The sequence below is a fragment of the Roseivirga sp. UBA1976 genome (assembly GCF_002336325.1).
Taxonomy (GTDB): domain Bacteria; phylum Bacteroidota; class Bacteroidia; order Cytophagales; family Cyclobacteriaceae; genus Roseivirga; species Roseivirga thermotolerans.
Window position 1 is genome coordinate 21,054 of sequence record NZ_DDDQ01000146.1, and the last position, 26,060, is coordinate 47,113.

Genomic DNA, 26,060 nt, shown 5'->3' on the forward strand with positions numbered 1-26,060 from the left:
AACAGAGTTCCTCTTTTGTTGCCTTTAATATGGTTCGGTTGAACAATACTCCTTGCCGTTACCACAATCAATCCAAAATGACTGCTGTTCTGTACTCCAGCCCCCTGAGCAATGAGGGCTTGTTCCTACACAACAAGCCAGACCGTTTTCACAATTTCTTACACATTCTCCTGGATCATCGGCTATACATTTCCCTGGTCCTTGTCCGAAAGAGCTAAAGCCGAAGAAAATCATGACTAAGGAAAAGACCGATAGCGTAATTTTTCTTTTAATTTTTCTCATAATTTATTGTTTAAATGTATTTATAAAATTTGCAGAGTCCTCACTCTGTTCAATTCCTGCTAATGGAAAAAATGCATCTTTAATCTCACCCTCTTCATTCAAATTGATCATGAAGGGTGTCATAAAGCCATTGTAACTTTGATCGATTTTATGATATGAATGAAGATTTGCGTATTTACTATTTTCCAAAAGAGGTTTAAAATTATCAGTATACTCTCCTTCGTAGATATTATAATAAAAAATTTCAGAATCGGGTATATTAAAAAAGACTTCATCCATCATCTTAACTGCTTTAAAAATACAGGTGTTGCAGTCTAAAGAGTTATACACCAAAATCATTGTATTTGTACTCCATCCATTCTTGTTTGGTGTAAGTAAAAACTTTTCACCTTTCAGTCTTTTTCTATAGTTCTCTGCCCGATCAGTTATTCTATCAAATTGCACTTCACTTTGACTCAATTTTTCTGATGAATTAGTCTGACAGCAATTTGTTAAAGTAATTAGCACGCAACATAAAATTGCCTTAATCAAATCTTTCATATCAGTCAATTTGAAACTTCATTAATTCTGCACCAGCTTTCTCAAAAGCATACAGGATATTCTCATCTACAGCGATTTCGTAGAAAAAGGAATTTGGCACATCAAGTTTAAGAACCCTATCAAAAGTCAGCTTATCTCCCTTTGCATTTATAACTATTATTTCGTTAGAAGCTAGCGCCTTATTGTTTCCTATGAACAATAAATATATGGTGTCCTCAAACGATGTAATATCTCTATAGTAATCAAATTGCAAAGTATATTTTCGTCTCGGATTTTGTTTTAAAAGTTCATCGTATACTCTTGACCTAAAACCCAAAAATTCACTCAAATCTAAACTATCAAGAACTTCCCCTTTAGAACTAAAAAGCTGTACAAAAGGTCTAGATGACCAAACTGAAGCCACTTTCCCATCTTTTAGAGCGAGAATATTTTGACTATTGATAGATCGATGATGGGAATAATTCTCAAATTCTTGAACTGTACCAAAAGTCTTTACAATATCCATTTTCTTATCAAAATGAACTATTGGCTTATCTGAGCGTAAACTTGGAGCAAAAATTTCACCTGAAGGAAATATTGCTGGCTTTCTATCGTACAACATTATTAATGTGTCCTTTGGCCTCATTTTTCTTTGGAATCTCCCCTTCAAATCGAATTGTGAAACTTGTAACTTATGATTATCGAAAACGAACAAACTTTCGTTTTCAAATTGAACGAAATTTGCCCCCAAAATTTCTTCAGGACCGTATCCTCTCTCGATGTAATTTTGAACTTCGAACTTATTGTTCAAAATCAACGACTTGTTGAGCTTGGCATCGTTTATGAAAATTCGGCCATCCTTAGCAGCAATCTCTGTTATACCATCAGTAACAAACGTTGTATCATTAAATTGATTATACCTAGCCTCAACAGACAAACTAATATACTCCAACCTAGTTTTTCTTGATTCACTATTGCAGCAGGTTGCAAAAAATACAACAAAAGCAAGTCCTAATATTTTTACAACTTCTTTTTTTCTCATTGTTTTACTTTACTACGAAAATATAAAATTTATTTTTTTTAAATACTCAAACCAGGGTCTAAATATTAACAATAACATAACTTACACCGAAGTTATTCTTTCAATACTTTTAGTGCATGACTAAGAAGAAAAAACTCGAAAACATCTCGATAGGCGAAGTATTTCGCAGAATTATATGGCCCAAAAGGGGCATGTTGTTATTCGGCCTGGTACTCATCTTACTACGAAGTGCCGCAACCTTAGTTCCTCCAAAAGCCACACAGTATTTAATAGATGATGTTGTGGTTGCAGGTGATGTTTCAGAATTAAAGAGGATAGTTGTTTTTGTAGTTCTTGCAATTGTTGTTCAGGCAGTTACATCCTTTATGCTTACCAGAATTTTGAGCGTTCAAGCCCAAAAACTGATAGCCAACCTCAGAGTGCAGGTTCAGAAGAAAATTCTATCACTTCCGATAAACTTTTTCGATAGCCAAAAGTCAGGAGCCCTGGTCTCTAGAATTATGACTGATGTGGAAGGTGTCAGAAATCTGGTAGGAACAGGGTTTGTTCAGTTAATAGGTGGATCAATAACGGCTGTGGCTGTATTAGTAATACTGATCTATATGAATGCTCGATTGACTGCTCTAATAGTGATCCCTATAGTCTTATTTGGCGTGATTGCCATGAAAGCATTTGGCATTTTGCGGCCTGAATTCAGAAAAAGAGGAAAGCTCAATGCAGAAGTTACAGGTAGGTTGACTGAAACTTTAAATGGAGTAAGAGTTATTAAAGGTTTCGGAGCAGAACAACAGGAAATTAAAATATTCGAAAAAGGAGTCATATCGCTATACGAAGTAGTCAAAAAAACCCTTACAGCTACAGCATTCGTATCAAGCTCTGCAACATTCCTCTTGGCTGGCGTTGCCTCAACCAGTATACTAGGACTAGGAGGATACTACATTATCAATGGAAGCATGACTTCCGGTGAACTGGTAGCCTTTATTGCCTACTTGGCCGTGGTTGTTGCTCCGGTTCTCCAAATGTCGAACATTGGTAGTCAGATTACCGAAGCATTTGCCGGGCTCGATCGTACTGAAGAAATAATGCAAACTCCGTCAGAAGAAGATGATCAAACCCGAACCGTGGCGTTGGGCCCAATACATGGAGATATTCGGTTCGAAAACGTTTCTTTTGCTTACGATGGAGATGACGATGTAATCAAAAACATATCGTTCGATGCGCCAGCAGGTTCTGTTACCGCACTGGTGGGTTCATCCGGCTCGGGCAAGTCTACCATAGCAGGTCTGGCAGCTACTTTTCTCAACCCTAGAGAAGGCCGTGTTACGGTAGACGGCACTGATCTTTCTACGGTGAAACTCAGCAGTTTTCGCGAGCAATTGGGGGTAGTGCTACAAGACGATTTCCTCTTTGAAGGAACCATCCGCGAAAACATACTTTTCCCTCGCCCCAATGCCACGGAACAACAGCTACAGGAGGCTGTGGAAGCGGCCTATGTCAAGGAATTCACAGATAGGTTTGAGAAAGGCCTCGATACAGTGATTGGAGAAAGAGGGGTGAAACTATCAGGAGGCCAACGCCAACGACTAGCCATTGCCAGGGCCATTTTGGCCAACCCGAGAATTCTCATTTTAGACGAAGCCACCTCCAACCTTGACACCGAGAGTGAATCTTATATTCAACAAAGCCTCAACGAGCTTATGAAAGGGCGCACCACTTTTGTAATTGCCCACCGGCTAAGCACCATTAAGAGAGCCGATAAAATATTGGTTATCGAAAAAGGAGAAATAGCCGAAAGCGGCACACATGATGAACTGATTGCAAAAGAAGGGCGGTACTTCCAATTATATACTTACCAAGCCCGAATTTAAAGCACAATAAATATGAAATACCTAATATCACTACTTCTGCTTAGCCTGACTTATGGAAGCCTCAAAGCACAGGACCCAAACCGTTTTGCCGAAGAAGTAAGAAAGTTTGAGAATGCAGCAGAAAAATACCCTGCCAAAAACAGAATCGTGTTTACCGGCAGTTCCAGCATCAGGCTTTGGGTAGACTTTAAATCTTACTTTCCTGAACACAACGTTATTAATACCGGCTTTGGTGGCTCTGAAACCTCCGACCTTATTTACTACAAAGATTTACTCATTTCTCAATTCAAACCCAGACAAGTATTTATTTATGAGGGAGACAATGACTTGAATTCAGGAAAATCAGAGTTGGAGGTGTTGGCCGACATTAGCTCTCTTACCCAACAGTTACTCAATGAGGGAATTGAAAGCATAGTAATCATCTCAGCCAAACCGAGTATAGCACGATGGCACCTAAAGCCAGCGTACGAAAAACTAAATGAAGCCTTAAAGCATATGGCAAACCTTAGCCCCAGAGTTCGCTTTGCCGATGTATGGAGTCCTATGCTAAAGGAAGATGGATCGCTTAAAGAAAACATCTTTCTAGACGATGGCCTTCACATGAATAAGAAGGGCTACGACCTCTGGATTAAAGTAATTGGTCCACTTTTGGTGAATCCCTAAAAATTTTCTTTCGCATACAACCCCTACAAAAAAGCCCTTTAAATCTCCTGAAGGGCTTTTTTGACTAACAACTGCGCCCGCCTGCAGATACACCAACAAAACTTTTTATGAATATATGTTGAATATTTCATATAAAGTTTTCATCTTTAATCACCGTTTCACCTAAACGTATGAAAACACTAACCGTCTACGCGCTATTGCTGGGGACGGGACTTACCACCTTGCTTTCGATTTTAGATAATCGCGAGAGCCATGTGGCCCAGTTGTCCCCAATAGCTTTAGAATCACCCTTCGATTCTAAGCTTAAAGTAGAGTTGCCCCTACCCGGCCCTGCTTTGAAAGATTCTTCGGCCACCGTCCGAAAGAAAGAGTATCACATCTATTTTGAAAATCGCTCTACCGAAGCCATTGAAGTAGCCATTCGGTATAAAAGCTATAATGGAGATTGGGAAACTTCTGACATGGTTACCCTAGCCGCAGGAGAAAAAAGACGCATGGGAGTTTCTGACGAAAAGACCTACTTCTACTATGCAGAAAACAAACGCAAGTGGAAGAAAAAGAAATGGAAGGGTTCGCATCATTTTAGCCTGGGTGAAGAAACCTCTAACAAGGTAAAGTTTATAAAGGAACAGATATGGGAGTGTTACGACACTAAAATGTGCAACGCATTTGCAGTGTTTAGGTAACGTTAAGACAGGGGGGCTTGCTGGGAGCTCCCCTTCTCTTTATTCTCATCCCCACTTTTACCTTACATCCCATACACTACTTAGGCCATCCGTATCCAATTTTTAGGTAAGCCACAGGAAGAAAATCCATTACAACGCCTGAAAATAGGCCGGAGCTTTTAGCAATCGGCTGCCATACCAGCTAAACATCTCTCCATCTACCAACCTCATCTCAACGCCAGGCAACTCATTTCTAATTTCAGACATGTGCTTTTTTTGGAAAGGGTATGGCTCCGAACTCAATAGAATAACTTCCGGGTCGAGCGCTTTAATATCTTCTACCCTCAGCTCGGGGTAGCGAGTCTCTTTCACCAGATTTTCGAACCCTGCCATCGACAGCATTTCATCAACAAAAGTATTTTTACCGGCCGCCATGTACGGATCTTTCCAGATGAGGTAAACTGCCCTTTGCTTCTTTAGCGACTGCTCCTGCAGGGGTGCAAAAGCACTAAGTACATCTACTACCAGTGCCTCAGCCTCCTTTTCCCGACCAATTAATTGCCCAATAGCCTCCATCATATCCAGCGCCTCATTGAGCGAAGCAATGTCACTCATCCAAACAGGGTATCTGGTGGCCAGCTCATTGATAAAACCCTCTTCGTTTTCTTCTTTATTCCCAATAATCAGGTCTGGTGCCAGCTTTTCGATTCTATTGAAATGAACTTGTTTTGTACCTCCTACTATGACTTTCTCTTTTCGCCAATGAGCAGGATGAATACAAAATTTGGTAATCCCAACCACCTCCTTATTCAACCTCAGGTCGTGAAGAAGTTCGGTTTGAGAAGGCACCAAAGAAACAATACGTTTGGGTATATCGGACAACTCCACCGATCGCCCCATTTGGTCGGTAAACTTCATAGAACAATTGCTGCGCCCAATGGCTTAATATTTAACGATGGTTGTGAATGGGTCAGGTTCGGGATGTTCACTCCTAAAAGTAAATAGCCGGAACTCTACTTTGATCCTACTTGAGATACCTGAAATCGTGGCCGCTTTCCAACTGAATCAAAAACTGATACATTAGTTCTATCACCTGTTCAATATCTTGCTCATGAGCTGTTTCAACAGTGGTGTGCATGTATTTTAAAGGCAGCGAAATTAAAGCAGCCGGCACCCCTTCGTTGCTATAAGCAAAAGCATCGGTATCCGTTCCGGTAGACCTGGAAGACGCACTTCTTTGATAAGGAATGTTTCTGGATTCGGCCACACCAATAAGCATGTTTAGCAGGTTATTCTGCACGGCCGGACCATAAGTTAACACCGGACCATTGCCACATTTTTGATCGCCCTGATATTTCTTCTCATACATGGGCGACTGTGTATCATGACAAACATCGGTACAAATGGCTACATGGGGCTTGATTCGTGCGGCAATCATTTCGGCTCCTCTTAAACCAATTTCCTCTTGCACGGCATTTACTATATACAAACCAAACGGAAGTTCATTGCCTTGCTCCTTTAGCTTTCTAGCCACCTGGGCAATCATATAGCCTCCAATTCGGTTGTCGAGCGCTCGGCCACACCAGTATTTTCCATTGAGTTTAAACAGCTCATCATCGAAAGTAGCTACTGTGCCCACGTGAATGCCCATATCGAGTACTTCTTGTTTCGAAGAAGCACCCACATCGATGAAAATATTCTTAAGTGTGGGGGCATTTTCATTCTCTTTTTCGCGCACGTGTATAGCTGGCCAGCCAAAAACACCCTTCACTACTCCCTTTTCCGTATGAAGGTTTACACGCTTGGAAGGAGCAATTTGATGGTCGCTGCCACCATTGCGAATCACATAGATATAGCCATCGTCCGAAATGTAATTGACAAACCAACTAATCTCATCGGCATGAGCTTCTATAACCACCTTGTATTCAGCTTCGGGGTTAATTACTCCCACCGCTGTACCGTAGTTGTCTGTAAAGTAAGTATCTGTGTATGGCTTAATGTAGTCGAGCCAAATTTGCTGGCCACTGGTCTCAAAACCGGTTGGCGAAGCATTGTTCAAGTACTTTATTAGAAATTCTTCTCTATTCATCTCCTTCTCTGTTCTGTTCTTTTAAGTTAAAGCGGAATGTTGCCGTGCTTCTTTTTAGGCAGTGTATCCACTTTATTTTCGAGCATTTTAAAGGCTTTTATCAGTTTAGCTCTGGTTTGCTCCGGAACTATAACCTCATCGATAAAGCCTCTGCGAGCTGCTCCGTAAGGGTTGGCAAATTTAGCGGTATACTCATCTACCTTTTCTTGCAGCTTTGCCTCCGGGTCTTCAGCTTCAGCTATCTCCTTCTTAAAGATGATTTCTGCAGCTCCCTTGGCTCCCATTACCGCAATCTCGGCCATTGGCCAAGCATAGTTCATGTCGGCACCAATGTGTTTGGAGTTCATTACATCATAGGCTCCGCCATACGCTTTTCGGGTAATTACAGTAATTCTAGGCACGGTAGCTTCTGCAAAAGCATAAAGTAGTTTAGCTCCATTGGTAATAATACCGTTCCATTCCTGATCGGTTCCGGGTAAAAATCCGGGCACATCTTCCAGCACAAGCAGGGGAATGTTAAAACAGTCACAAAAACGCACAAACCGAGCTCCTTTGGTAGAAGAAGCAATATCGAGTACTCCGGCCAAAGCAGCAGGCTGGTTACCCACTATACCAATACTTCTTCCTCCCAAACGGGCAAAACCCACAATTATGTTTTCGGCATAGTTCTTATGTACTTCGAAGAAAGAGTCTTCATCAACCAATTGCTCAATCACCTCGTGCATGTCGTATGGCTGATTGGGATTGTCCGGAATGACATTGTTCAACCCTTTGCGCACCTCATTTTCAGGTAAGTACTCATAAACGGGGGCATCTTCTTCACAGTTTTGAGGAATATATGAAAGCAATCGCTTGATATCATTAATGCACTGTACCTCGTTGGCCGATGCAAAATGAGTAACTCCACTTTTGGAGCTGTGGGTACTGGCTCCACCAAGCTCTTCGGCCGTCACATCTTCCTGAGTAACCGTTTTTACCACATTGGGGCCCGTAACAAACATATATGAGGTGTTTTCTACCATGAATATGAAATCGGTAATGGCCGGAGAATACACCGCCCCACCGGCACATGGCCCCATAATGGCGGATATCTGAGGTATTAGTCCTGAAGCCCGTGTATTACGGTAGAAAATATCGGCATAGCCACCCAACGAAACTACTCCTTCCTGAATTCGTGCCCCACCACTATCATTCAGCCCAATAATTGGAGCTCCATTCTTCATGGCCAAATCCATAATCTTACAGATCTTCTCAGCATGTGTTTCGGATAGTGAGCCTCCAAAAACGGTGAAATCCTGAGAATAAACGTATACCAGTCGGCCATTTACAGTACCGTAGCCTGTTACTACACCATCGCCCAAAAACTTTTGCTTATCCAGGCCAAAATCGGTTGCCCTGTGTTCTACAAACTTGCCGATCTCCTCAAATGAACCTTCGTCTAAAAGGAGGGCAATTCGCTCTCTGGCGGTTAGTTTCTTTCTAGCATGTTGAGCCTCAATTCTTTTCTTTCCTCCGCCCAAAAGAGCCTTGGCATTCTTCTCTTCTAGCAAAGCATATTTCTCTGCTTTTGTCAAAACTTTGAGCGGTGCTTTTTCTGCTTTCTTATCTGCCATAGGTAGTTCTGTAATTTGGTAGCCAAAGATAGAGACATACATGGAATTATGAATTTTGAGAAAGGTATTTGTCCATAGTGGCTCTCTATTTTTAGTGAATAAATCCTATATTCGGCCAACTTTTCGCGGAGTAGGGTATGAGGAAAGCTGTCATAGATTTAGGAACCAATACCTTCCATTTGTTCATTGTAGAACTTGAGGCAGGAGTGCTCAAAACACTCTACAAGGAGAAAATTGCCGTAAAAATTGGTAAAAATGGCATTAGCAAAGGCCTCATTGCAAAAGATGCCATGAAGAGAGCCGTTCATACGTTGGAGGTTTTCAAAACAGTACTCAACCAGTTTGAGGTAACCGATGTAATAGGGGTGGCTACCAGCGCCATTCGAAATGCGCGTAATGGTCAAGAACTCTTAGACAGGATCTACGAATCTACTCAAATCGAAATCCAGATTATTGATGGCGATAAAGAAGCGGAACTGATCTTTGAAGGGGTGAAAGCTGCCGGAGCCGTGGGCAAGAATTATGAACTAGTGATGGACATTGGCGGTGGCAGTGTGGAGTTTATTATTGGCAACGAAGATAAGATACTCTGGAAAAGGAGTTTTGAAATTGGAGCACAACGCTTGCTCGATAAATTTCATAAAAAAGACCCTATGCCCCCTAAGGCTGTTACCGAGATGTTTGCCTGGCTGGATTCCGAGCTCTCAGATCTGAAGAAGGCTATTGCTGAATATCGGCCTACCGGCCTGATTGGCTGTTCGGGCACCTTTGATACACTCACCGAAATTTACTTTAAGGAAAGTAATCAGGATCGTCCGGTACACCCTACGGTATTTAAGCTACCCATAAAGGCTTATAGGGATACGCATAGGGAACTTCTAATCAAAGACAAGGCGGCTCGCCTGGCCATTCCGGGTATGGTTTCTATGCGTGTAGACATGATTGTTGTAGCCAGTTGCCTTATTTCTTTTGTTTCTGATCTTATTCCTACTGACCACATTACGGCCTGTACATATGCTCTTAAGGAAGGGGTACTGTACTCCATGGAACATAAACCTATTGCGGAAAAGCAATAATTAACGCAACATGAATCACTACTCGTACGACCAACTCCACACGTTTTCCAAGAAAATATTTCTGGCTATGGGCTGTTCGGAGTCACACGCCACCACGGCTGCCGACACTCTTCTTTCGGCCGATATGCGAGGCGTAGATTCTCATGGCGTGGCCCGGCTTAGCGGTTATGTACGACTATGGGAGAAGAAACGTATTAACGCAAAGCCCAACATTCGAGTGGTTCATGAAAGCCCCAGCACTGCGGTAGTCGATGGCGATGGCGGTCTCGGGTTGGTGGTAGCTCCGTTTGCTATGCAGGTGGCTATTGAAAAAGCTGAAAAGGCCGGAACCGGCTGGGTGGCCGTGAGAAACTCCAACCACTATGGCATTGCGGGTTACCATGCCATGCAGGCTCTAGCCCATGATATGATAGGCATGTCTATGACCAATGCCAGCCCGCTGGTAGCTCCTACTTTTTCTAAGGAAAGACTATTGGGTACTAACCCCATAGCAGTGGCCATTCCGGCCGATGAGGAGCCTCCTTTTGTAGGTGACTTTGCCACCACTACTGCCGCCAACGGCAAGCTGGAAATTCTGCAACGCAAGGGAGAACCCGCTCCCAACGGATGGATTCAGGACAAGGAGGGAAACACCACTACCAATGCCTATGGGGTAAAGGAAGGCGGAGCCTTGCGACCTCTTGGAGGAGACAGACAGAACGGAAGCCATAAGGGTTATATTCTGGGTTCCATTGTCGATATTTTTTCCGCTGTACTCTCGGGGGCCAACTACGGCCCATGGGCTCCACCATTTGTAAGTTTCATAGACCCGGTGTCAGACCCGGTGGGCGAAGGGTTAGGCCATTTTTTTGGCGCCATGCGAATAGATGCTTTCAGGCCTGCTAGTGAGTTTAAGCAACATATGGATCAATGGATCAGACGGTTCAGAGGCTCTGCACCCATAGAATCGAATCAGCAGGTACTTATACCCGGAGACCCTGAGAGAGCTTTTGAAAAAGAAAGAAGCGAAAAAGGCATTCCTCTTCTGGAGCCTGTAGAAAAAGATTTGAGAGCTCTGGGAGTGAGATTCGAGGTAGAATTTTAGCCAACCTTATATGAAGCCTTGGAACCAATGAATGAATCAGGAGAAGGTATCTGTTGCCCGAAACCCTGTTTAGATATATCTAACTACAATTTAAGAAAGAGAAACCTCCTTAGCCCCTGGCTTAAAAAGTAACACCAAATCGAAAAACCCACGCACTACCATAGGGTGACCGAATGGAATCGTAAGCCAAATTATAGAGCACTGTAATATTTACTCCTCCTCTGGCAAAAATGGGTTGAAAAGTTCCGCCCCCAATAAACACCCCCGGCACCCACTCTCTGGTGGTGCGGTTAGAGCCATCGTTAAGAGGCACCTCCGTATTGAGGGTTTCTACCTCACCATGAGCAAAGTAATTTTCAATAACCGTGTGTCTGAGGAATGCCCTTCCCCCATACACACTATTCGAAACTCTGAACCGATCATTGCCGGGCAGAATAATAAACTCTCTGGAAACATAGAGATAAGTAGCTCCTACCCCCACCGAAAAATCAGTATTAACCATATAGCCAACAAGTGGAGAGATATCTACAAACGATGACCCTCCGCCAAAACCAAGGTTAGCTGAAAAGTTACCACCAAAGAATAACCGATCTTTGAATTGAAGCGAGTCGGCTTCTTCCTCCTCAAAGTAAACCTGCCCCAGAAGGCTGCTCGAGAGGCTTAGCAATACGATGGAATAAAACAGTTTTTTCATATACTAAAAAAGTCCTCGGCTGAGGACTTCGTTTAATCTTCTGTTACTATAACGTAGAGGTCTTCACTCTGTTTCCGCATCATGTATTTTTCGCGGGCAAATTTTTCGAGCAGCTCTTTGTTTGTGCTCAGCTCCTCCCTGTCTTTGAGTACTTCTTGCTTTTTCTGCAGGTAGTATTCTTTTTCAGCCTTCAGTTCATTTAGCCTGCTGGCCATTCTAAACTGGGATAATACATCGTTCGAATCGATGAAAATCATCCAAAAAACGAAGAACAGACCGAAAAGTACGTAGTAGTTCTTCAAAAATTTCGGAATTCTGGTGAAAGGATTCATAGGTTAAAGATACGGAAGTTTTGAGTTGAAAGTCAATGGGTTTTGAAATCCTGCAGCCCAGATAGCCTCAGGGCTGCCAACTTGCTATTTCTGGGCAAGCTATGGAGATTAGAACAATTTGCTTCGATTCAAAAGTCCAACCCTCCTAACCTCCTTCTCCACGGAGGAATGTGCATGCAAACACCCTTGGGGCAAAGTTAGCGGAAACAGCATCTGCCAGGAATTTGCCCACAAGAGGGGGACATAAAAAAAGCACCTCAAATGAGATGCTCTATTTATATCTAAAGTCTATGTACCAGATACTCTGTACCCAGGTACTAATAAGCCTTTCTAAAACCCTTACCAGGGAATTTACCCACTTCGCCCAGCTCTTCCTCAATTCGAATCAACTGGTTGTATTTTGCCATTCTATCCGAACGAGAGGCCGAACCGGTTTTGATCTGCCCTGTGTTCAGTGCCACGGCCAAATCGGCAATGGTATTGTCTTCAGTTTCTCCGGAACGGTGAGACATAACGGCCGTATAGCCATTTGTTTTGGCAAGGTTCACAGCTGCTATGGTTTCGGTGAGCGTACCTATCTGATTAACTTTAATGAGTATTGAATTTGCTATTCCGTTATCAATACCCTTTTGAAGACGGCTCACATTGGTCACAAACAGATCATCACCCACCAACTGTACTTTATCGCCTATCTTCTCGGTAAGTGCCTTCCAGCCCTCCCAATCGTCTTCGAACATGCCGTCTTCTATGGAAACAATAGGATATTTGGCACAAAGGCTTGCCAAATAGTCGGCCATTTCTACCGGGCTTAGCTTTTTACCTGTAGAGTCTTTGAAGTAATATACCTTTTCATCTTCCAGATAAAACTCTGATGAGGCCACATCCAAGGCATATACAATATCTTCACCCACCTTGTAGCCTGCATTTTCAACCGCCTGAGAAATTACCTCAAGAGCCTCATCGTCAGACCCAAGGTTAGGAGCAAAACCTCCTTCATCGCCTACGTTGGTAGCAAGTCCCTTGTCAGAAAGTACTTTTTTAAGGTGATGGAACACCTCGGCCCCCATACGAATAGCTTCTGAGAAGTTAGCAGCTCCTACAGGCATAATCATAAACTCCTGAAAGTCTATGGAGTTATCAGCATGCGAACCTCCATTAATGATGTTCATCATAGGCACGGGAAGCGTGTTGGCACTTACCCCTCCTACGTATCTGTAAAGTGGAAGACCAAGCTCTGCTGCTGCTGCTTTGGCTACGGCTAGTGAAACACCCAAAATAGCATTCGCGCCCAGGTTACCTTTGTTTGGAGTACCATCGGCTTCCAACATAATCTTATCAATCAGGTTTTGTTCGAATACTGAAAAGCCAATGATTTCTGCAGCCAGTACGTCATTTACATTCTGTACAGCTTTGGTCACCCCTTTGCCCAGATATTTTGATTTATCGCCATCTCTTAACTCCACGGCTTCGTGGGCTCCGGTAGAAGCTCCTGAAGGAACTGCCGCGCGACCCATGACACCATTTTCGGTCACTACATCAACCTCAATGGTTGGGTTACCTCTTGAGTCTAAAATTTGTCTGGCGTGTACGCTTTCTATTAAGCTCATATTGATTCCTTGTTATGATTTGAATAGGTTGATAAATTGATCGAACAAATAACGTGAATCGTGAGGGCCCGGAGAAGACTCTGGGTGATATTGTACGGAAAACGTTTTCTTACCCTTAACCTGAATACCAGCGCAGGTATTGTCATTAAGGTTAATGTGTGTAAGCTCGAGTATACCTGACTTCTCGACCTCTTCTCGACTCACGGCAAAACCATGGTTCTGAGAGGTCACTTCGCTCTTGCCCGACACAAGGTTCTTTACCGGATGGTTAAGCCCTCTGTGACCATTGTGCATTTTAAAAGTGGACACTCCGCACGCCAAAGAGATGATCTGATGCCCCAGGCATATACCGAAAAGTGGCTTGTCGGCAGCCATAATTTTCTTTGCGGTTTCAATGGCATAATCCATTGCCGAAGGATCGCCAGGACCATTGGACAGGAAGTATCCATGAGGATTCCACTGCTCCATTTCCTGAAAACTTGTTTTGGCGGGGAACACTTTCAGATAAGTACCTCTACTGGCCAGGTGCTTGAGTATGCTGGTTTTAACCCCAAGGTCTAGCACGGCCACACGGTAAGACGCAGACTCTTCACCGACAAAGTAAGGTTCTTTGGTAGATACAAAAGAGGAAAGCTCAAGACCTTCCATATTGGGCACCTCAGCCAGTTTAGCGGCCAATTCTTCGTCAGAAAGATCTTCTGAAGATATGATGGCATTCATGGCTCCTTTACTTCGTATGTGCCTTACCAGCAAACGAGTATCCAGCTCAGAAATACCTACAATACTGTTTTTGTCGAGGTAGTTCTGCAACGAGTCGGTACCGGTAGGGCGGCTAAAATCCTGAGAGAAGGTATTTACTACCAATCCTCTGATTTTCGGACTGTCAGACTCTTGTTCGCTGTCTTCCACACCATAATTGCCTATATGAGAGGTAGTGTTCACTACAATCTGGCCGTAATAGGAAGGGTCTGTGTAGATCTCCTGATACCCGGTCATTCCGGTGTTGAAGCAGATTTCTCCGCCTGCTGTTCCAATTTTACCTATGGCTACACCTTCGAAACGAGAACCGTCTGCCAGGAGTAAAACCGCTTTTTTTTGTGATTGATCGAATGAATTTTGAGACATATCTTGATTGGCTTGCGTTTGACGCATCGTGCAAAAATAATGTGTATTTGTTAGGGAGCAAAACCTAATAAAAAAGGGATTGAACTTTCGTCCAATCCCTTTTCAATATCTGGTAATTTATACAATTACTCTTCGCTTTTCTTTTCCTCATCAGCAGCAGGAGCTTCCGGTTCGGCAGCAGCTTCGGCCTTAGGCTCTTCAGGTGCTTCTTCTTTCTTCTCCTCCTTAGCGGCTTTCTTTTCGGCTTTGGCTTCGGTAGCTGTTGCTTCCTTGGCTTCGCCCGATTTTTTACCGCCTCTTCTGCTTCTTCGGGTAGTTTTCTTTTCTTCCTTGGTTTCACCAAGCAATAGCTCGTTGAAGTCAACCAACTCTATGATACACATATCCGCATTATCACCCAGACGGTTGCCTGTTTTGATAATTCTTGTGTAACCACCTGGTCTGGTTGCTACTTTTTCGGCTACTTCATTGAACAACATGGTAACAGACTCTTTGTCCTGAAGGTAAGAGAACACCATTCTTCTTGAGTGAGTGGTATCGTTCTTAGCTCTGGTGATCAAAGGCTCCACATATTTTCTCAAAGCTTTAGCCTTGGCTACTGTGGTTGTGATTCTCTTGTGAAGAATCAAAGAAGAAGCCATGTTAGACAGCATTGCTTTTCTGTGAGCCGCTGTTCTACCTAAATGATTAAATTTCTTCCCGTGTCTCATCTGTTATTCCTCGTCCAATTTATATTTCGACAAATCCATACCGAAGGTCAAGTTCTTCTCAGCAACTAGTTGCTCTAGCTCTGCCAAAGATTTCTTACCAAAGTTTCTGAACTTCATCATATCAGAAATCTCTAATCTTACCAAATCTCCCAAAGTGCGTACATCGGCTGCTTTCAAGCAGTTGTATGCTCTTACTGAAAGGTCGAGATCGTTCAGAGAAGTCTTCAATAGCTTGCGCATATGAAGCATTTCTTCATCTACCTGCTCAGGCTCATCCAATGCACCAGTTTCCAGAATCATATTCTGATCTGAGAACAGCATGAAGTGCTGAATAAGTATGTGAGCGGCACCCTTCAATGCATTCTCAGGGTGGATAGAACCATCGGTTTTAATATCCAAGATGAGCATTTCGTAGTCAGTCTTCTGCTCTACCCTGGTGTTTTCAACGCTATACTTTACGTTTTTGATTGGCGTAAAAATGGCATCGATTGGGATATAACCGAATACTTGCTCGCTTGGCTTATTTTCTTCGGCAGGGAGGTATCCTCTGCCTTTTTCAATGGTTAGTTCAATTTCGAACTTCACTGATGGATCAAAGTGACAAACCACATCTTCGGGGTTAAGGATTTCGAACGCACTGGTGAATTTTCCAATATCACCCGCATTGAATTTATCCTGCCCTTCGATAACCACATTGATCTTGTTATCTACAGTGTCTGAGATTTTCTTAAACCTTACTTTCTTGAGGTTCAAAATAATTTCAGAAACATCTTCTACAACACCTTCAATGGTAGAGAACTCGTGCAATACACCAGGAATTTTAATTCCTGTGATGGCATAGCCCTCCAGAGAAGAAAGCAATATTCTTCTCAGTGCATTACCAATAGTAACCCCGTAGCCTTTTTCAAGGGGTTTGAAGATAAACTGACCGTGAAAATCGTCAGCCTTTTCCATCACCACTTTCTCCGGGATTTGAAATGCAAGTATTGACATATATGTAATGTTTTAATGTTCTAAAATAGATTACTTAGAGTAAAGCTCGACAATTAGCTGCTCTTTAATGTTCTCAGGAATATCTTCTCTTGTAGGAACATTAATCATTTTACCAGCCAATTCCGACTTATTGAACTCTAACCATGGGTATCTCTGAGCAGTGTTAGCTGCTACGCTATCAGAGATAAGCTCCAATGACTTAGACTTCTCTCTAACTGCAACTACATCGCCAGGCAATACATGGTATGAAGGAATGTTCACAATCTCACCGTTTACGGTAATGTGTTTGTGAGACACCAACTGTCTTGCAGCCCTTCTTGTAGGTGCAATTCCTAATCTGAACACCAGGTTATCCAATCTTGCTTCCAACAATTGAAGTAAGATTTCACCGGTAACTCCAGATTTTCTTGAAGCTTTGTCGAACAAGTTAGCAAACTGCTTTTCAAGCACCCCGTAAGTATACTTGGCTTTTTGCTTCTCCATTAACTGGATAGCGTATTCAGACTGCTTTCTTCTTCTACCACGACCGTGCTGGCCGGGAGGATAAGCTTTCTTTTGTAATGCTTTGCTATGACCGAAAATAGGATCGTTAAACCTTCTCGCGATTTTAGCCTTTGGTCCTTTATATCTTGCCATTACTTCTTAAATTCTTAATTAAACTCTTCTTCTTTTAGGTGGACGGCATCCGTTGTGCGGAAGCGGAGTAACGTCTCTAATAACAGTTACTTCAATTCCAACATTCTGGATAGTTCTGATTGCAGATTCACGACCTGCACCAGGACCTTTCACAAAAACCTCAACTTTTCTTAAACCAAGGTCGTACGCAGCCTGCGCACAGTTTTGAGCGGCCATCTGAGCAGCATAAGGAGTGTTCTTTTTAGAACCCTTAAAGCCCATTTTTCCGGCAGAAGCCCAAGAAATAACCTGTCCTTGCTGATTGGTCAAAGAGATGATGATGTTGTTGAAAGACGCCTTGATGTGCGCCTGCCCAAGAGCATCAACCTGCACTACTCTTTTCTTAGCTTTATCTTTTCTTTTTTGAGCCATCTTCAAATATCTTTTTCGGCATTAAAAACTTACCTATTACTTAGTTGCCTTTTTCTTGTTAGCAACCGTCTTTCTCTTTCCTTTTCTGGTTCTGGCGTTGTTTTTGGTATGCTGACCACGAACAGGAAGTCCTTTTCTGTGTCTCAAACCTCTGTAACAGCCAATGTCCATCAATCGCTTGATGTTCATTTGAACCTCTGACTTAAGAACACCTTCTATTTTGAACTCTTCACTGATGATGGTTCTGATGTCTTTCTGTTGGTCATCGTCCAGGTCGCCAATTTTAGTATTTACATCAATACCCGCCTTTGCCAATATGTAGTTGGCTGAGCTACGACCAATACCGAAAATATAGGTTAAACCAATTTCGGCTCTCTTGTGATCTGGAATATCTACTCCTGCAATCCTTGCCATAATTACCCTTGTCTTTGTTTGAATCTAGGATTCTTCTTGTTAATCACGTACAACTTTCCGTTTCTGCGGATTATCTTACAATCGGCACTACGCTTCTTGATAGACGCTTTTACTTTCATGTTTCGTTATTTATACCTGTAAGTAATTCTTCCTTTTGTTAAATCATAAGGCGACATCTCCAGTTTTACTCTGTCGCCCGGTAAAATCTTAATGTAGTGCATTCTCATTTTTCCTGAGATGTGAGCCAACACCACATGTCCATTTTCCAGCTCAACACGAAACGTAGCGTTCGGCAGTGCCTCTACGATCGTTCCGTCTTGCTCAATAGATCCTTGTTTAGCCATGTTAAAACTTTACTACTTCTTCTATATATTGATGACTTGTCAATATTTCAGTACGATCTTTGAAGATGGCCACGGTATGTTCAAAATGGGCTGATGGCTTACGATCTCTTGTTCTGATTGTCCATCCATCGCTCTCTTGCACAATTTGTCGAGCCCCCAAGTTTACCATTGGTTCAATGGCAATAACCAAACCTTCGTTTAGTTTTGGTCCTCTACCGCGCTTACCATAATTGGGCACCTCAGGCCCTTCATGTAAGCTTCTTCCTAAGCCATGTCCTACCAACTCGCGAACCACAGAGTAACCTCTGTCTTCTACATACTTCTGGATGGCATAGGCTAAGTCTCCTATACGGTTACCAAACCTGGCTTCTTCAATACCTACATACAACGACTCTTTCGTTGCCTTTAGAAGTGATAAAGTCTCTGGGGAAATGTCTCCTACGGGGTAAGTATAAGCGGAATCGCTATGAAAACCTTGGTAGAAGACTCCACAATCTACAGAGATTATATCACCGTCTTTCAATTCATACTCGCTCGGAAACCCATGAACAACCACTTCGTTCACGGATATACAAAGCGTGGCGGGGAAACCATTGTAACCTTTAAAGGAACCTGTTGCCCCATGATCTGCGATAAACTCTTCTGCAACTTTATCGAGATCTTTGGTTTTTACGCCCGGCTTTATAAGCTTGGCTATTTCTCCGTGAGCTCTGGCAAGTATGTCTGCACTCTCACGTATTTTTTGAATTTCTTCTTCGGTCTTGTAAAAGATCATATTTACGCCACCGCTACATTCTGAGATCTTCCTCTCATCTTGCCCGACTTCATCATGCCTTCATAATGTCTCATGAGCAGGTAGCTCTCAATCTGCTGTAGCGTATCGAGTATTACACCTACCATAATGAGCAATGAGGTTCCACCATAGAACTGGGCGAATGCATCGCCAACTCCTGCATTACGGGCAAACACAGGAAGCACCGCAATAATGGCTAAGAACACAGAGCCAGGAAGGGTAATTTTATCTAATACTCCACCTATAAATTCGGAGGTTGGTTTGCCCGGTTTAATACCAGGAATAAAGCCTCCGTTTCTCTTCAAATCGTCAGCCATGCTAGACGGGTTCACGGTAATGGCCGTGTAGAAGAAAGTGAAGGCAATGATTAATATGGCAAACACCACATTGTACTGCCAACCGTAAATATTCGAGAACATGGTGGTCATTCGAGCGGCAAAGTCATTATTCTCTGCCCATATCTGACCTATTAGTGTAGGAAGAATCATTAGTGCCTGAGCAAAAATGATTGGCATAACACCTGCCGCATTAACTTTCAGAGGAATGAACTGACGCTGACCGCCATATACCTTGCCTCCTACTACTTGCTTGGCGTATTGTACCGGAATTCTACGCGTGGCTTGTACCAATGCTACCGTTACAATTACTACTCCGAACAACACTAATATTTCTACTACTGTAAAGATTGCTCTGCTCAAACCATTGGTTACAAAGAACTCATTGATGGCCGCTGCAGGCAAGCTTGAGATAATTCCGATCATGATAAGCATTGAAATTCCGTTTCCAATTCCCTTATCAGTGATCTTCTCACCTAACCACATACAGAACATCGTTCCTGAAGTGAGTAGAATCATGGCCGTAATCATAAAGAAAGTAGGATCTACACCGGGGGCCAACGCGTTTTCGTTGAGTATGGTCACCTTAATGTATCCCACACTTTGAGCAAGAGTAACCAGTATGGTTAGTACCCGCGTAATTTGTGTGAGCTTCTTTCTTCCTGATTCTCCCTCCTTTTGCATTTTCTGGAAGCTAGGCACGGCCACAGTCATCAGCTGAATCACAATAGATGCTGAGATGTAAGGCATAATACCTAATCCAAAAATGGAAGCTCTGCTAAAAGAACCTCCTAACAATGCGTTGAGGATACCAAAAATACCACCATCAGCATCGGTCAATAAGTTGGGATCTACACCAGGTAGTACAACAAAAGACCCTAGTCTGAAAATGACGAGGAATCCTAGCGTGGCTAGGATTCTATTTCTTAGTTCCTCAATGGAAAAAATATTCTTTATGGTGGTGATGAATTTCTTCATTGAATTAAAGCTTTGTAACAGTACCTCCTACTTTCTCAATAGCTGCCTCAGCAGTAGCAGAGAATTTATGTGCTGTCACTTCTACTTTTGACTTAAGCTCTCCTCTGCCCAACACCTTGATGAGGTCATTCTTAGCAGCCAAGCCATGAGAGGCTAGTACTTCCAGATTGATCACTGACTCACCAGACTGGTCTACCAACTGCTGAATAGTATCAAGGTTGATGGCTTTATACTCTGTTCTGTTAGGGCTATTGAAACCGAACTTAGGCACTCTTCTCTGAAGAGGCATCTGACCACCTTCAAAACCGGCCTTTCTTGAATAACCTGATCTTGATTTGGCACCTTTGTGTCCTCTTGTAGAGGTTCCACCTCTACCGGATCCCTGGCCTCTACCTACCCTTTTATTTGATTTTGTAGAACCTTCTGCAGGTTTTAATGTATTCAGTTTCATCTTATGCTTCCTTTACAGATACAAGGTGATTTACTTTATCGATCATACCGGCAATTTGAGGAGTAAGTTCTACCTCAACTGAACGGTTGATTTTACCTAAACCGAGTGCCTGAATAGTTCTTTTTTGTTTTTCAGGTCTGTCGATGGTACTTCTTGTTTGCGTAATAATAACCTTCGCCATAGTAAATTACCCGTTAAAAACTTTCTCTAATTCTACACCTCTTTGTTCAGCAACAGTATAAGGATCTCTCATTTTTAGCAACGCATCGAAGGTTGCTTTTACCACGTTGTGTGGGTTGGAAGAGCCCTTGGACTTGGCCAATACGTTGTGAATACCTGCTGATTCGAATACGGCACGCATAGCACCACCCGCAATCACACCAGTACCTTCAGAAGCCGGCTTCACTAATACAAAACCTCCTCCAAACTTACCAAGTGCCTCGTGCGGTACTGTACCTTTCAGTACGGGTACTTCTACCAAATTCTTCTTAGCGTCATCTATACCTTTGGTGATAGCGTCTGTTACTTCATTGGCTTTTCCCAATCCGTAACCTACAACACCGTTTCCGTCACCTACCACAACAATTGCAGAGAAACTGAACCTTCTACCACCTTTTACTACTTTGGCTACACGCTTAATGGCAACAACTTTTTCTTTCAAGTCGATGTCACTAGCTTTAACTCTGTTCATTTTTTGTGTCATCTCTTTTTAAAATTTAAGACCACCTTCTCTTGCACCATCGGCCAAAGCCTTCACTTTACCGTGGTAGACATATCCGTTTCTATCAAAAACCACTGAACTGATGCCGTTGGCTGTGGCCATTTCGGCCAATTTTTTACCAACTTCTCTGGCCACTTCTACAGTGGTATTTTCTTTTGCTCCAAGCTCTGCTGAAGAAGCAGACACTAAGGTGTGTCCTTGCTCATCGTCTATAATTTGAGCATATATTTTCGTATTACTCTTGAATACAGAAACTCTAGGCCTAGCTGCCGTTCCGGAAATCTTCTTTCTGATTCCTCTTTTGATTCTAAGTCTACTCTTACTAATAGCCATGATACCCTTTATTTAGAAGCAGTTTTACCAGCCTTTCTTCTAATCTTCTCACCAACGAACTTGATACCTTTTCCTTTGTAAGGTTCAGTTTTTCTAAGCGATCTGATCTGAGCAGCTACTTGTCCAATTAATTCTTTATCTGTACTAGACAAAGTTACGATAGGGTTTTTACCCTTATCCATTTTAGCCTCGGCCTTAACTTCGTCTGGCACCTGCATATATATGTTATGCGAATATCCCAGGTTTAGCTCCAACACATTGTTAGCAACTGCAGCTTTGTAACCTACACCCACCAACTCGAGCTCTTTAGTATAACCCTGATTAACTCCCACAACCATGTTGTTTAGCAAAGCTCTGTACAAACCATGCAAAGACTTGTGTCTTTTTTGATCCGTAGGACGAACAATGCTCATAACACCATCTTCAACAGTTACTTTGAAATCAGGATCAATCTCCTGAGTCAACTCACCCTTTGGTCCTTTAACAGTAACCGCACCGGCAGCTACGTCTACAGATACGCCAGAAGGAAGAGTGATCGGTTTATTACCAATTCGTGACATCTATCTATATTCTAGTATACGTGACACAATATTTCCCCACCAATATGCTGAGTTCTGGCTTCCTTATCGGTCATAATACCTCTGGAAGTAGAAATGATAGCAATTCCAAGTCCGTTCAACACTCTTGGAAGCTCTTCAGCACCTGCATACTTTCTCAAACCTGGCTTACTGATTCTTTGAAGCTTCAGAATAGCCGGCTCTTTAGTACGTGAATTGTATTTCAAGGCAATTTTAATCTTACCCTGAACACCATCATCTTCGAACTTATAATTCAAGATGTAGCCTTTTTCATGAAGCACTTTAGTGATTTCCTTCTTCACCTTAGAGGCTGGAATCTCGATCACTCTGTGCTTTGCTTTTATCGCGTTTCTCAAACGCGTTAAATAATCTGCTATTGGATCAGTCATTTTTTAATGTTTTACGCTGTTTTTGAGCGTGTGCACCCTGGCGATATCACCCAGGCATGCCCTTTATAAAATGTTAAATACCTTCCGGCCGAAACCGGCCTGCAAAGGTATTGATATTTTCTTGTAATAAAAAGAAAGTTTACCAGCTTGCTTTTGTAACTCCAGGAATCTTACCTGCAGAAGCCATCTCTCTGAACGTTACCCTTGAGATACCGAATTTCCTCATGTATCCTTTAGGTCTTCCTGTAAGCTTACAACGGTTGTGCAATCTTACCGGAGAGGCATTTCTTGGCAATTTGTCCAGACCTTCGTAGTCACCTTCTGCCTTAAGCTTAGCTCTTTTTTCAGCATAGCGGGCTACGAGTCTTTCTCTTTTTCTTTCTCTAGCTTTTACTGCTTCTCTAGCCATATTTGTCTTATTTTTTACCGGTAGCGAAAGGCATACCCAACGCCTTCAGCAACTCGAAACTTTCTTCGTCAGTATTTGCAGTGGTAACGAACGTAATGTCCATACCAGTAATTTTGTTCACCTTATCGATAGATATTTCAGGGAAAATGATTTGCTCTTTTACACCAAGGGTGTAGTTTCCTCTACCATCAAAGCCCTTATCTTTCACTCCTCTAAAGTCTCTCACTCGAGGAAGAGCAATGTTCACAAGTCTATCGATGAACTCATACATTTTATCACCTCTCAGGGTAACCATGGCACCAATTGGCATTCCTTCTCTCAACTTAAAGTTAGAGATAGAGTTTTTAGCAATGGTGGGTACCGCTTTTTGACCGGTGATGGTTGTGAGTTCTTCTACTCCAACATCTACAAGTTTCTTGTCGGCTACTGCAGCACCAATACCTTTGTTCACAACCACTTTTGTAACCTTAGGTACCTGCATAATGCTGGAGTACTGAAACTTCTCTTTCAATGCAGGAACAATTTCCTGATTGTATTTTTCTTTTAATCTCGGACTAGCCATTTTTAATTACCTCCCCAGATTTTTTAGCGTATCTAACTAGTTTTCCATTTTCATCCAGTTTTCTACCTACTCTGGTAGCTTCTCCAGAAGAAGGATCTACAACCATAAGGTTTGAGATATGGATGGGAGCCTCGGTTTTTTCTATACCACCATTTGGATTAGAAGCTGAAGGCTTAATGTGCTTGGAGACAATATTTACGCCTTCTACGATAGCTCTATTCTTATCGGGAAATACCTCAAGTACTTTACCGGTTTTGCTTTTGCTATTACCGGAAATAACTTTTACAGTATCGCCTTTTCTCACATGAAGCTTTTTCACTACAGTTTGATTCTTTTTCATGATTACAATACTTCAGGAGCCAATGAAACGATCTTCATGAATTGCTTTTCACGCAATTCTCTAGCTACCGGGCCGAACATACGAGTACCTCTTGGCTCATCGTTGTTGTTCAACAATACGGCAGCATTATCTTCGAAACGAATGTAAGATCCGTCTTTTCTTCTCACTTCTTTCTTGGTCCTAACGATAACCGCTTTAGACACTGTACCTTTTTTAAGGCTGCTAGAAGAGTGAGCAGATTTCACAGAGACCACAATCTTATCACCTACTGTGGCGTACTTTTTCTTAGTACCGCCAAGTACACGAATACAGAGTACTTCTTTAGCACCACTGTTATCGGCTACGTTTAGTCTTGATTCTTGTCTAATCATGATTACTTGGCTCTTTCAATAATTTCAACTAGTCTCCAACGCTTTCTTTTGCTCAGCGGACGAGTCTCCATAATACGAACAGTGTCACCTATTCCGCATTCGTTCTTTTCGTCATGAGCCGCAAATTTGGTAGTTTTCTTCACAAACTTACCATAGATCGGGTGCTTCTCTTTTCTCTGAACTGCAACAGTAATGGTCTTTTCCATTTTATTGCTAGTTACCACACCGATTCTTTCTTTTCTAAGATTTCTGGTCTCCATGCTCCTAATTAATTAGCAAGTTCCTTAGCCCTTAACTCTGTTTTTAACCTGGCGAGCAGACGTCTTGAATGTCTGATCTTCATCGGGTTTTCAATTGGAGAGATAGCGTGTGCAAAGTGTAATTTTTGCAAGTTGCTAGACTCTGTATTTATTTTCTCCTTCAGCTCTTCTACAGAGAGTGCTTTGATTTCTGAATTTTTCATAATTATCCCACGTAATCTCTACGTACAACAAACTTTGTAGAAAGAGGCAACTTCTGAGCAGCAAGTCTCAAAGCTTCTTTCGCCAAATTTATATCAACACCGGCTGCTTCGAAAAGCACTGTACCCGGCTTAACAACGGCCACCCAGTATTCTGGAGCACCTTTACCTTTACCCATACGTACCTCTGCAGGTTTGCTGGTAATTGGCTTATCAGGGAAAATTCTGATCCAAACCTGACCTTCTCTTTTCATTGCTCTTGTCATAGCAATACGAGCGGCCTCAATCTGACGGCTTGTAATCCAACCGGGTTCAAGCGATTTGATACCGAATGTTCCGAAAGACAATGTATGTCCACGTCCGGCCACGCCTTTAACGCGGCCTTTCTGCATTTTTCTAAACTTGGTTCTTTTTGGCTGTAACATCTTCTCTCCGTTTTACAGTTGGGTTACTTCTTTTTACCGCGGTTAGCTCTTCTACCGGCAGATCTTCTTTCACCGCCACCCATTTGGTTAGAGATGCCTACGTTTGGAGAAAGATCTCTCTTACCGTAAACTTCACCTTTAAAGATCCACACTTTGATACCGATTTTACCGTACACAGTATCGGCTTCAGAGATGGCATAATCGATGTCGGCTCTAAGTGTATGCAAAGGAATTCTTCCTTCTTTGTACATCTCAGTACGTGCCATTTCAGCACCACCGAGTCTACCAGAACACTTAATTTTAATTCCTTGAGCTCCTACTCTAATGGCCGAGGCAATGGCTTGCTTCATGGCTCTTCTGTAGGAAATTCTGGCCTGCAACTGTTGAGCTACAGACTCTCCTACCAATTTGGCATCGAGCTCAGGTCTTTTGATTTCGAAAATGTTGATCTGCACATCTTTTCCGGTAAGCTTTTTAAGCTCTTCCTTAATTCGATCAACTTCTTGCCCTCCTTTACCAATCACAACGCCTGGTCTGGCGGTATGAACGGTGATAGTGATTCTCTTGATGGTTCTTTCAATAACAACCTTTGAAATACCACCTTTAGGAATTCGGGCATCAATATATTTTCTGATTTCCTGATCTTCGACCAGTTTATCAGAGAAGTCTTTTCCACCGTACCAGCTAGAGTCCCAGCCACGAACAATTCCTAATCTGAAACCAACAGGGTTAACTTTCTGTCCCATCT

Annotated in this window: 38 protein-coding genes; 5 read left to right on the forward strand and 33 right to left on the reverse strand. The window is 42.5% G+C overall.

The genetic code is table 11. From position 1 onward, the window contains the following. Window positions 1–24: 24 nt before the first annotated feature. Genes B3763_RS14930 through B3763_RS14940 form a run of 3 tightly spaced genes read right to left on the reverse strand, consistent with a single transcriptional unit; the run spans window position 25 to window position 1,843 of the window. Entirely contained in the window at window positions 25–282 is a 258-nt protein-coding gene (locus B3763_RS14930; protein WP_286747520.1) for a hypothetical protein, read from the reverse strand. Between the two features lie 3 nt (window positions 283–285). Beyond that, window positions 286–822, reverse strand: coding sequence for a hypothetical protein (locus B3763_RS14935; protein ID WP_189630298.1), 537 nt, complete (start codon window positions 820–822; stop codon window positions 286–288). A 1-nt stretch (window position 823) separates the two neighbouring features. After that, window positions 824–1,843, reverse strand: coding sequence for a 6-bladed beta-propeller (locus tag B3763_RS14940; protein ID WP_189630297.1), 1,020 nt, complete (start codon window positions 1,841–1,843; stop codon window positions 824–826). 116 nt (window positions 1,844–1,959) lie between these two features. Between B3763_RS14940 and B3763_RS14945 the strand changes: the two genes are divergently transcribed. From B3763_RS14945 to B3763_RS14955, 3 genes are all read left to right on the forward strand, one after another. After that, on the forward strand, window positions 1,960–3,711 hold the full coding sequence (locus B3763_RS14945; RefSeq protein WP_286747521.1) for an ABC transporter ATP-binding protein: 1,752 nt from the start codon (window positions 1,960–1,962) through the stop codon (window positions 3,709–3,711). 12 nt (window positions 3,712–3,723) lie between these two features. Further along, the gene (locus B3763_RS14950; RefSeq protein WP_189630295.1) at window positions 3,724–4,374 is read left to right on the forward strand and encodes a GDSL-type esterase/lipase family protein; all 651 of its coding nucleotides are present in this window, start codon (window positions 3,724–3,726) and stop codon (window positions 4,372–4,374) included. Window positions 4,375–4,544: 170 nt separating this feature from the next. Then, on the forward strand, window positions 4,545–5,060 hold the full coding sequence (locus B3763_RS14955; RefSeq protein ID WP_189630294.1) for a hypothetical protein: 516 nt from the start codon (window positions 4,545–4,547) through the stop codon (window positions 5,058–5,060). Between the two features lie 129 nt (window positions 5,061–5,189). Here B3763_RS14955 and B3763_RS14960 read toward each other — a convergent pair whose 3' ends face one another. From B3763_RS14960 to B3763_RS14970, 3 genes are all read right to left on the reverse strand, one after another. After that, on the reverse strand, window positions 5,190–5,957 hold the full coding sequence (locus B3763_RS14960) for a helical backbone metal receptor (RefSeq protein WP_286747522.1): 768 nt from the start codon (window positions 5,955–5,957) through the stop codon (window positions 5,190–5,192). Window positions 5,958–6,063: 106 nt separating this feature from the next. Next, window positions 6,064–7,128: a M42 family metallopeptidase gene (locus tag B3763_RS14965; protein ID WP_286747523.1), complete on the reverse strand. Its 1,065-nt coding sequence runs from the start codon at window positions 7,126–7,128 to the stop codon at window positions 6,064–6,066. A 26-nt stretch (window positions 7,129–7,154) separates the two neighbouring features. Continuing rightward, window positions 7,155–8,741, reverse strand: coding sequence for an acyl-CoA carboxylase subunit beta (locus B3763_RS14970; RefSeq protein WP_189630804.1), 1,587 nt, complete (start codon window positions 8,739–8,741; stop codon window positions 7,155–7,157). 137 nt (window positions 8,742–8,878) lie between these two features. On the opposite strand from B3763_RS14970, the gene B3763_RS14975 reads away from it, so the two are divergent. Together B3763_RS14975 and B3763_RS14980 are read left to right on the forward strand one after the other, a co-directional pair. Further along, complete coding sequence (locus tag B3763_RS14975) at window positions 8,879–9,817, forward strand: exopolyphosphatase (protein ID WP_286747524.1); 939 nt, start codon at window positions 8,879–8,881, stop codon at window positions 9,815–9,817. Between the two features lie 10 nt (window positions 9,818–9,827). After that, entirely contained in the window at window positions 9,828–10,901 is a 1,074-nt protein-coding gene (locus B3763_RS14980; RefSeq protein WP_286747526.1) for an Ldh family oxidoreductase, read from the forward strand. A gap of 121 nt (window positions 10,902–11,022) precedes the next feature. On the opposite strand, the gene B3763_RS14985 is transcribed toward B3763_RS14980, so the two are convergent. The 27 genes from B3763_RS14985 to rpsC form a co-directional block, all read right to left on the reverse strand. Continuing rightward, window positions 11,023–11,595 carry a hypothetical protein gene (locus B3763_RS14985; protein ID WP_229838640.1) on the reverse strand — a complete coding sequence of 191 codons (573 nt, stop codon included), beginning with the start codon at window positions 11,593–11,595 and terminating at the stop codon, window positions 11,023–11,025. A gap of 32 nt (window positions 11,596–11,627) precedes the next feature. Next, the gene (locus B3763_RS14990; RefSeq protein WP_286747527.1) at window positions 11,628–11,927 is read right to left on the reverse strand and encodes an FtsB family cell division protein; all 300 of its coding nucleotides are present in this window, start codon (window positions 11,925–11,927) and stop codon (window positions 11,628–11,630) included. Between the two features lie 317 nt (window positions 11,928–12,244). Continuing rightward, window positions 12,245–13,534, reverse strand: coding sequence for a phosphopyruvate hydratase (eno, locus tag B3763_RS14995; protein WP_189630288.1), 1,290 nt, complete (start codon window positions 13,532–13,534; stop codon window positions 12,245–12,247). Window positions 13,535–13,546: 12 nt separating this feature from the next. After that, complete coding sequence (carA, locus tag B3763_RS15000) at window positions 13,547–14,659, reverse strand: glutamine-hydrolyzing carbamoyl-phosphate synthase small subunit (RefSeq protein WP_286747528.1); 1,113 nt, start codon at window positions 14,657–14,659, stop codon at window positions 13,547–13,549. A 125-nt stretch (window positions 14,660–14,784) separates the two neighbouring features. Then, complete coding sequence (gene rplQ, locus B3763_RS15005; RefSeq protein WP_286747529.1) at window positions 14,785–15,369, reverse strand: 50S ribosomal protein L17; 585 nt, start codon at window positions 15,367–15,369, stop codon at window positions 14,785–14,787. Between the two features lie 3 nt (window positions 15,370–15,372). Then, window positions 15,373–16,362, reverse strand: coding sequence for a DNA-directed RNA polymerase subunit alpha (locus B3763_RS15010; protein WP_189630285.1), 990 nt, complete (start codon window positions 16,360–16,362; stop codon window positions 15,373–15,375). A 30-nt stretch (window positions 16,363–16,392) separates the two neighbouring features. After that, window positions 16,393–16,998 carry a 30S ribosomal protein S4 gene (gene rpsD / locus B3763_RS15015; protein ID WP_189630284.1) on the reverse strand — a complete coding sequence of 202 codons (606 nt, stop codon included), beginning with the start codon at window positions 16,996–16,998 and terminating at the stop codon, window positions 16,393–16,395. An 18-nt stretch (window positions 16,999–17,016) separates the two neighbouring features. Then, window positions 17,017–17,409 (reverse strand): 30S ribosomal protein S11, encoded by a 393-nt coding sequence (gene rpsK, locus B3763_RS15020; RefSeq protein ID WP_189630283.1) that lies wholly within the window; start codon window positions 17,407–17,409, stop codon window positions 17,017–17,019. 36 nt (window positions 17,410–17,445) lie between these two features. Further along, window positions 17,446–17,823: a 30S ribosomal protein S13 gene (rpsM, locus tag B3763_RS15025; protein WP_189630282.1), complete on the reverse strand. Its 378-nt coding sequence runs from the start codon at window positions 17,821–17,823 to the stop codon at window positions 17,446–17,448. A 2-nt stretch (window positions 17,824–17,825) separates the two neighbouring features. Beyond that, window positions 17,826–17,942, reverse strand: coding sequence for a type B 50S ribosomal protein L36 (gene ykgO, locus B3763_RS15030; protein ID WP_084375668.1), 117 nt, complete (start codon window positions 17,940–17,942; stop codon window positions 17,826–17,828). Between the two features lie 6 nt (window positions 17,943–17,948). Then, on the reverse strand, window positions 17,949–18,167 hold the full coding sequence (gene infA, locus B3763_RS15035) for a translation initiation factor IF-1 (RefSeq protein WP_189630281.1): 219 nt from the start codon (window positions 18,165–18,167) through the stop codon (window positions 17,949–17,951). A 1-nt stretch (window position 18,168) separates the two neighbouring features. Further along, entirely contained in the window at window positions 18,169–18,942 is a 774-nt protein-coding gene (map, locus tag B3763_RS15040) for a type I methionyl aminopeptidase (protein ID WP_189630280.1), read from the reverse strand. 2 nt (window positions 18,943–18,944) lie between these two features. Further along, complete coding sequence (secY, locus tag B3763_RS15045) at window positions 18,945–20,273, reverse strand: preprotein translocase subunit SecY (RefSeq protein WP_189630279.1); 1,329 nt, start codon at window positions 20,271–20,273, stop codon at window positions 18,945–18,947. Window positions 20,274–20,277: 4 nt separating this feature from the next. Next, window positions 20,278–20,724 carry a 50S ribosomal protein L15 gene (rplO, locus tag B3763_RS15050; protein ID WP_189630278.1) on the reverse strand — a complete coding sequence of 149 codons (447 nt, stop codon included), beginning with the start codon at window positions 20,722–20,724 and terminating at the stop codon, window positions 20,278–20,280. A 1-nt stretch (window position 20,725) separates the two neighbouring features. Further along, the gene (rpmD, locus tag B3763_RS15055; protein ID WP_189630277.1) at window positions 20,726–20,905 is read right to left on the reverse strand and encodes a 50S ribosomal protein L30; all 180 of its coding nucleotides are present in this window, start codon (window positions 20,903–20,905) and stop codon (window positions 20,726–20,728) included. Between the two features lie 6 nt (window positions 20,906–20,911). Beyond that, the gene (gene rpsE / locus B3763_RS15060) at window positions 20,912–21,415 is read right to left on the reverse strand and encodes a 30S ribosomal protein S5 (RefSeq protein ID WP_370298998.1); all 504 of its coding nucleotides are present in this window, start codon (window positions 21,413–21,415) and stop codon (window positions 20,912–20,914) included. Between the two features lie 18 nt (window positions 21,416–21,433). After that, the gene (gene rplR / locus B3763_RS15065) at window positions 21,434–21,778 is read right to left on the reverse strand and encodes a 50S ribosomal protein L18 (protein ID WP_286747532.1); all 345 of its coding nucleotides are present in this window, start codon (window positions 21,776–21,778) and stop codon (window positions 21,434–21,436) included. Window positions 21,779–21,786: 8 nt separating this feature from the next. After that, window positions 21,787–22,338, reverse strand: coding sequence for a 50S ribosomal protein L6 (gene rplF / locus B3763_RS15070; protein ID WP_189630274.1), 552 nt, complete (start codon window positions 22,336–22,338; stop codon window positions 21,787–21,789). Between the two features lie 11 nt (window positions 22,339–22,349). Then, on the reverse strand, window positions 22,350–22,745 hold the full coding sequence (gene rpsH, locus B3763_RS15075; protein WP_189630273.1) for a 30S ribosomal protein S8: 396 nt from the start codon (window positions 22,743–22,745) through the stop codon (window positions 22,350–22,352). Window positions 22,746–22,884: 139 nt separating this feature from the next. Further along, on the reverse strand, window positions 22,885–23,154 hold the full coding sequence (rpsN, locus tag B3763_RS15080; protein ID WP_189630272.1) for a 30S ribosomal protein S14: 270 nt from the start codon (window positions 23,152–23,154) through the stop codon (window positions 22,885–22,887). Between the two features lie 7 nt (window positions 23,155–23,161). Next, on the reverse strand, window positions 23,162–23,716 hold the full coding sequence (rplE, locus tag B3763_RS15085) for a 50S ribosomal protein L5 (RefSeq protein ID WP_189630271.1): 555 nt from the start codon (window positions 23,714–23,716) through the stop codon (window positions 23,162–23,164). Beyond that, entirely contained in the window at window positions 23,709–24,056 is a 348-nt protein-coding gene (gene rplX / locus B3763_RS15090) for a 50S ribosomal protein L24 (protein ID WP_189630270.1), read from the reverse strand. The genes rplE and rplX overlap by 8 nt, the downstream gene beginning before the upstream one ends. Window positions 24,057–24,058: 2 nt before the next feature. Next, a complete protein-coding gene (gene rplN, locus B3763_RS15095; protein WP_189630269.1) occupies window positions 24,059–24,427 on the reverse strand; it encodes a 50S ribosomal protein L14 in 369 nt (122 codons plus the stop codon). Between the two features lie 2 nt (window positions 24,428–24,429). Beyond that, complete coding sequence (rpsQ, locus tag B3763_RS15100) at window positions 24,430–24,687, reverse strand: 30S ribosomal protein S17 (RefSeq protein ID WP_189630268.1); 258 nt, start codon at window positions 24,685–24,687, stop codon at window positions 24,430–24,432. Window positions 24,688–24,695: 8 nt separating this feature from the next. Continuing rightward, entirely contained in the window at window positions 24,696–24,890 is a 195-nt protein-coding gene (gene rpmC, locus B3763_RS15105) for a 50S ribosomal protein L29 (RefSeq protein ID WP_189630267.1), read from the reverse strand. Between the two features lie 2 nt (window positions 24,891–24,892). Next, window positions 24,893–25,312: a 50S ribosomal protein L16 gene (gene rplP, locus B3763_RS15110; protein WP_189630266.1), complete on the reverse strand. Its 420-nt coding sequence runs from the start codon at window positions 25,310–25,312 to the stop codon at window positions 24,893–24,895. A 23-nt stretch (window positions 25,313–25,335) separates the two neighbouring features. Next, window positions 25,336–26,058, reverse strand: coding sequence for a 30S ribosomal protein S3 (rpsC, locus tag B3763_RS15115; protein ID WP_189630265.1), 723 nt, complete (start codon window positions 26,056–26,058; stop codon window positions 25,336–25,338). Between the last annotated feature and the right edge of the window lie 2 nt (window positions 26,059–26,060).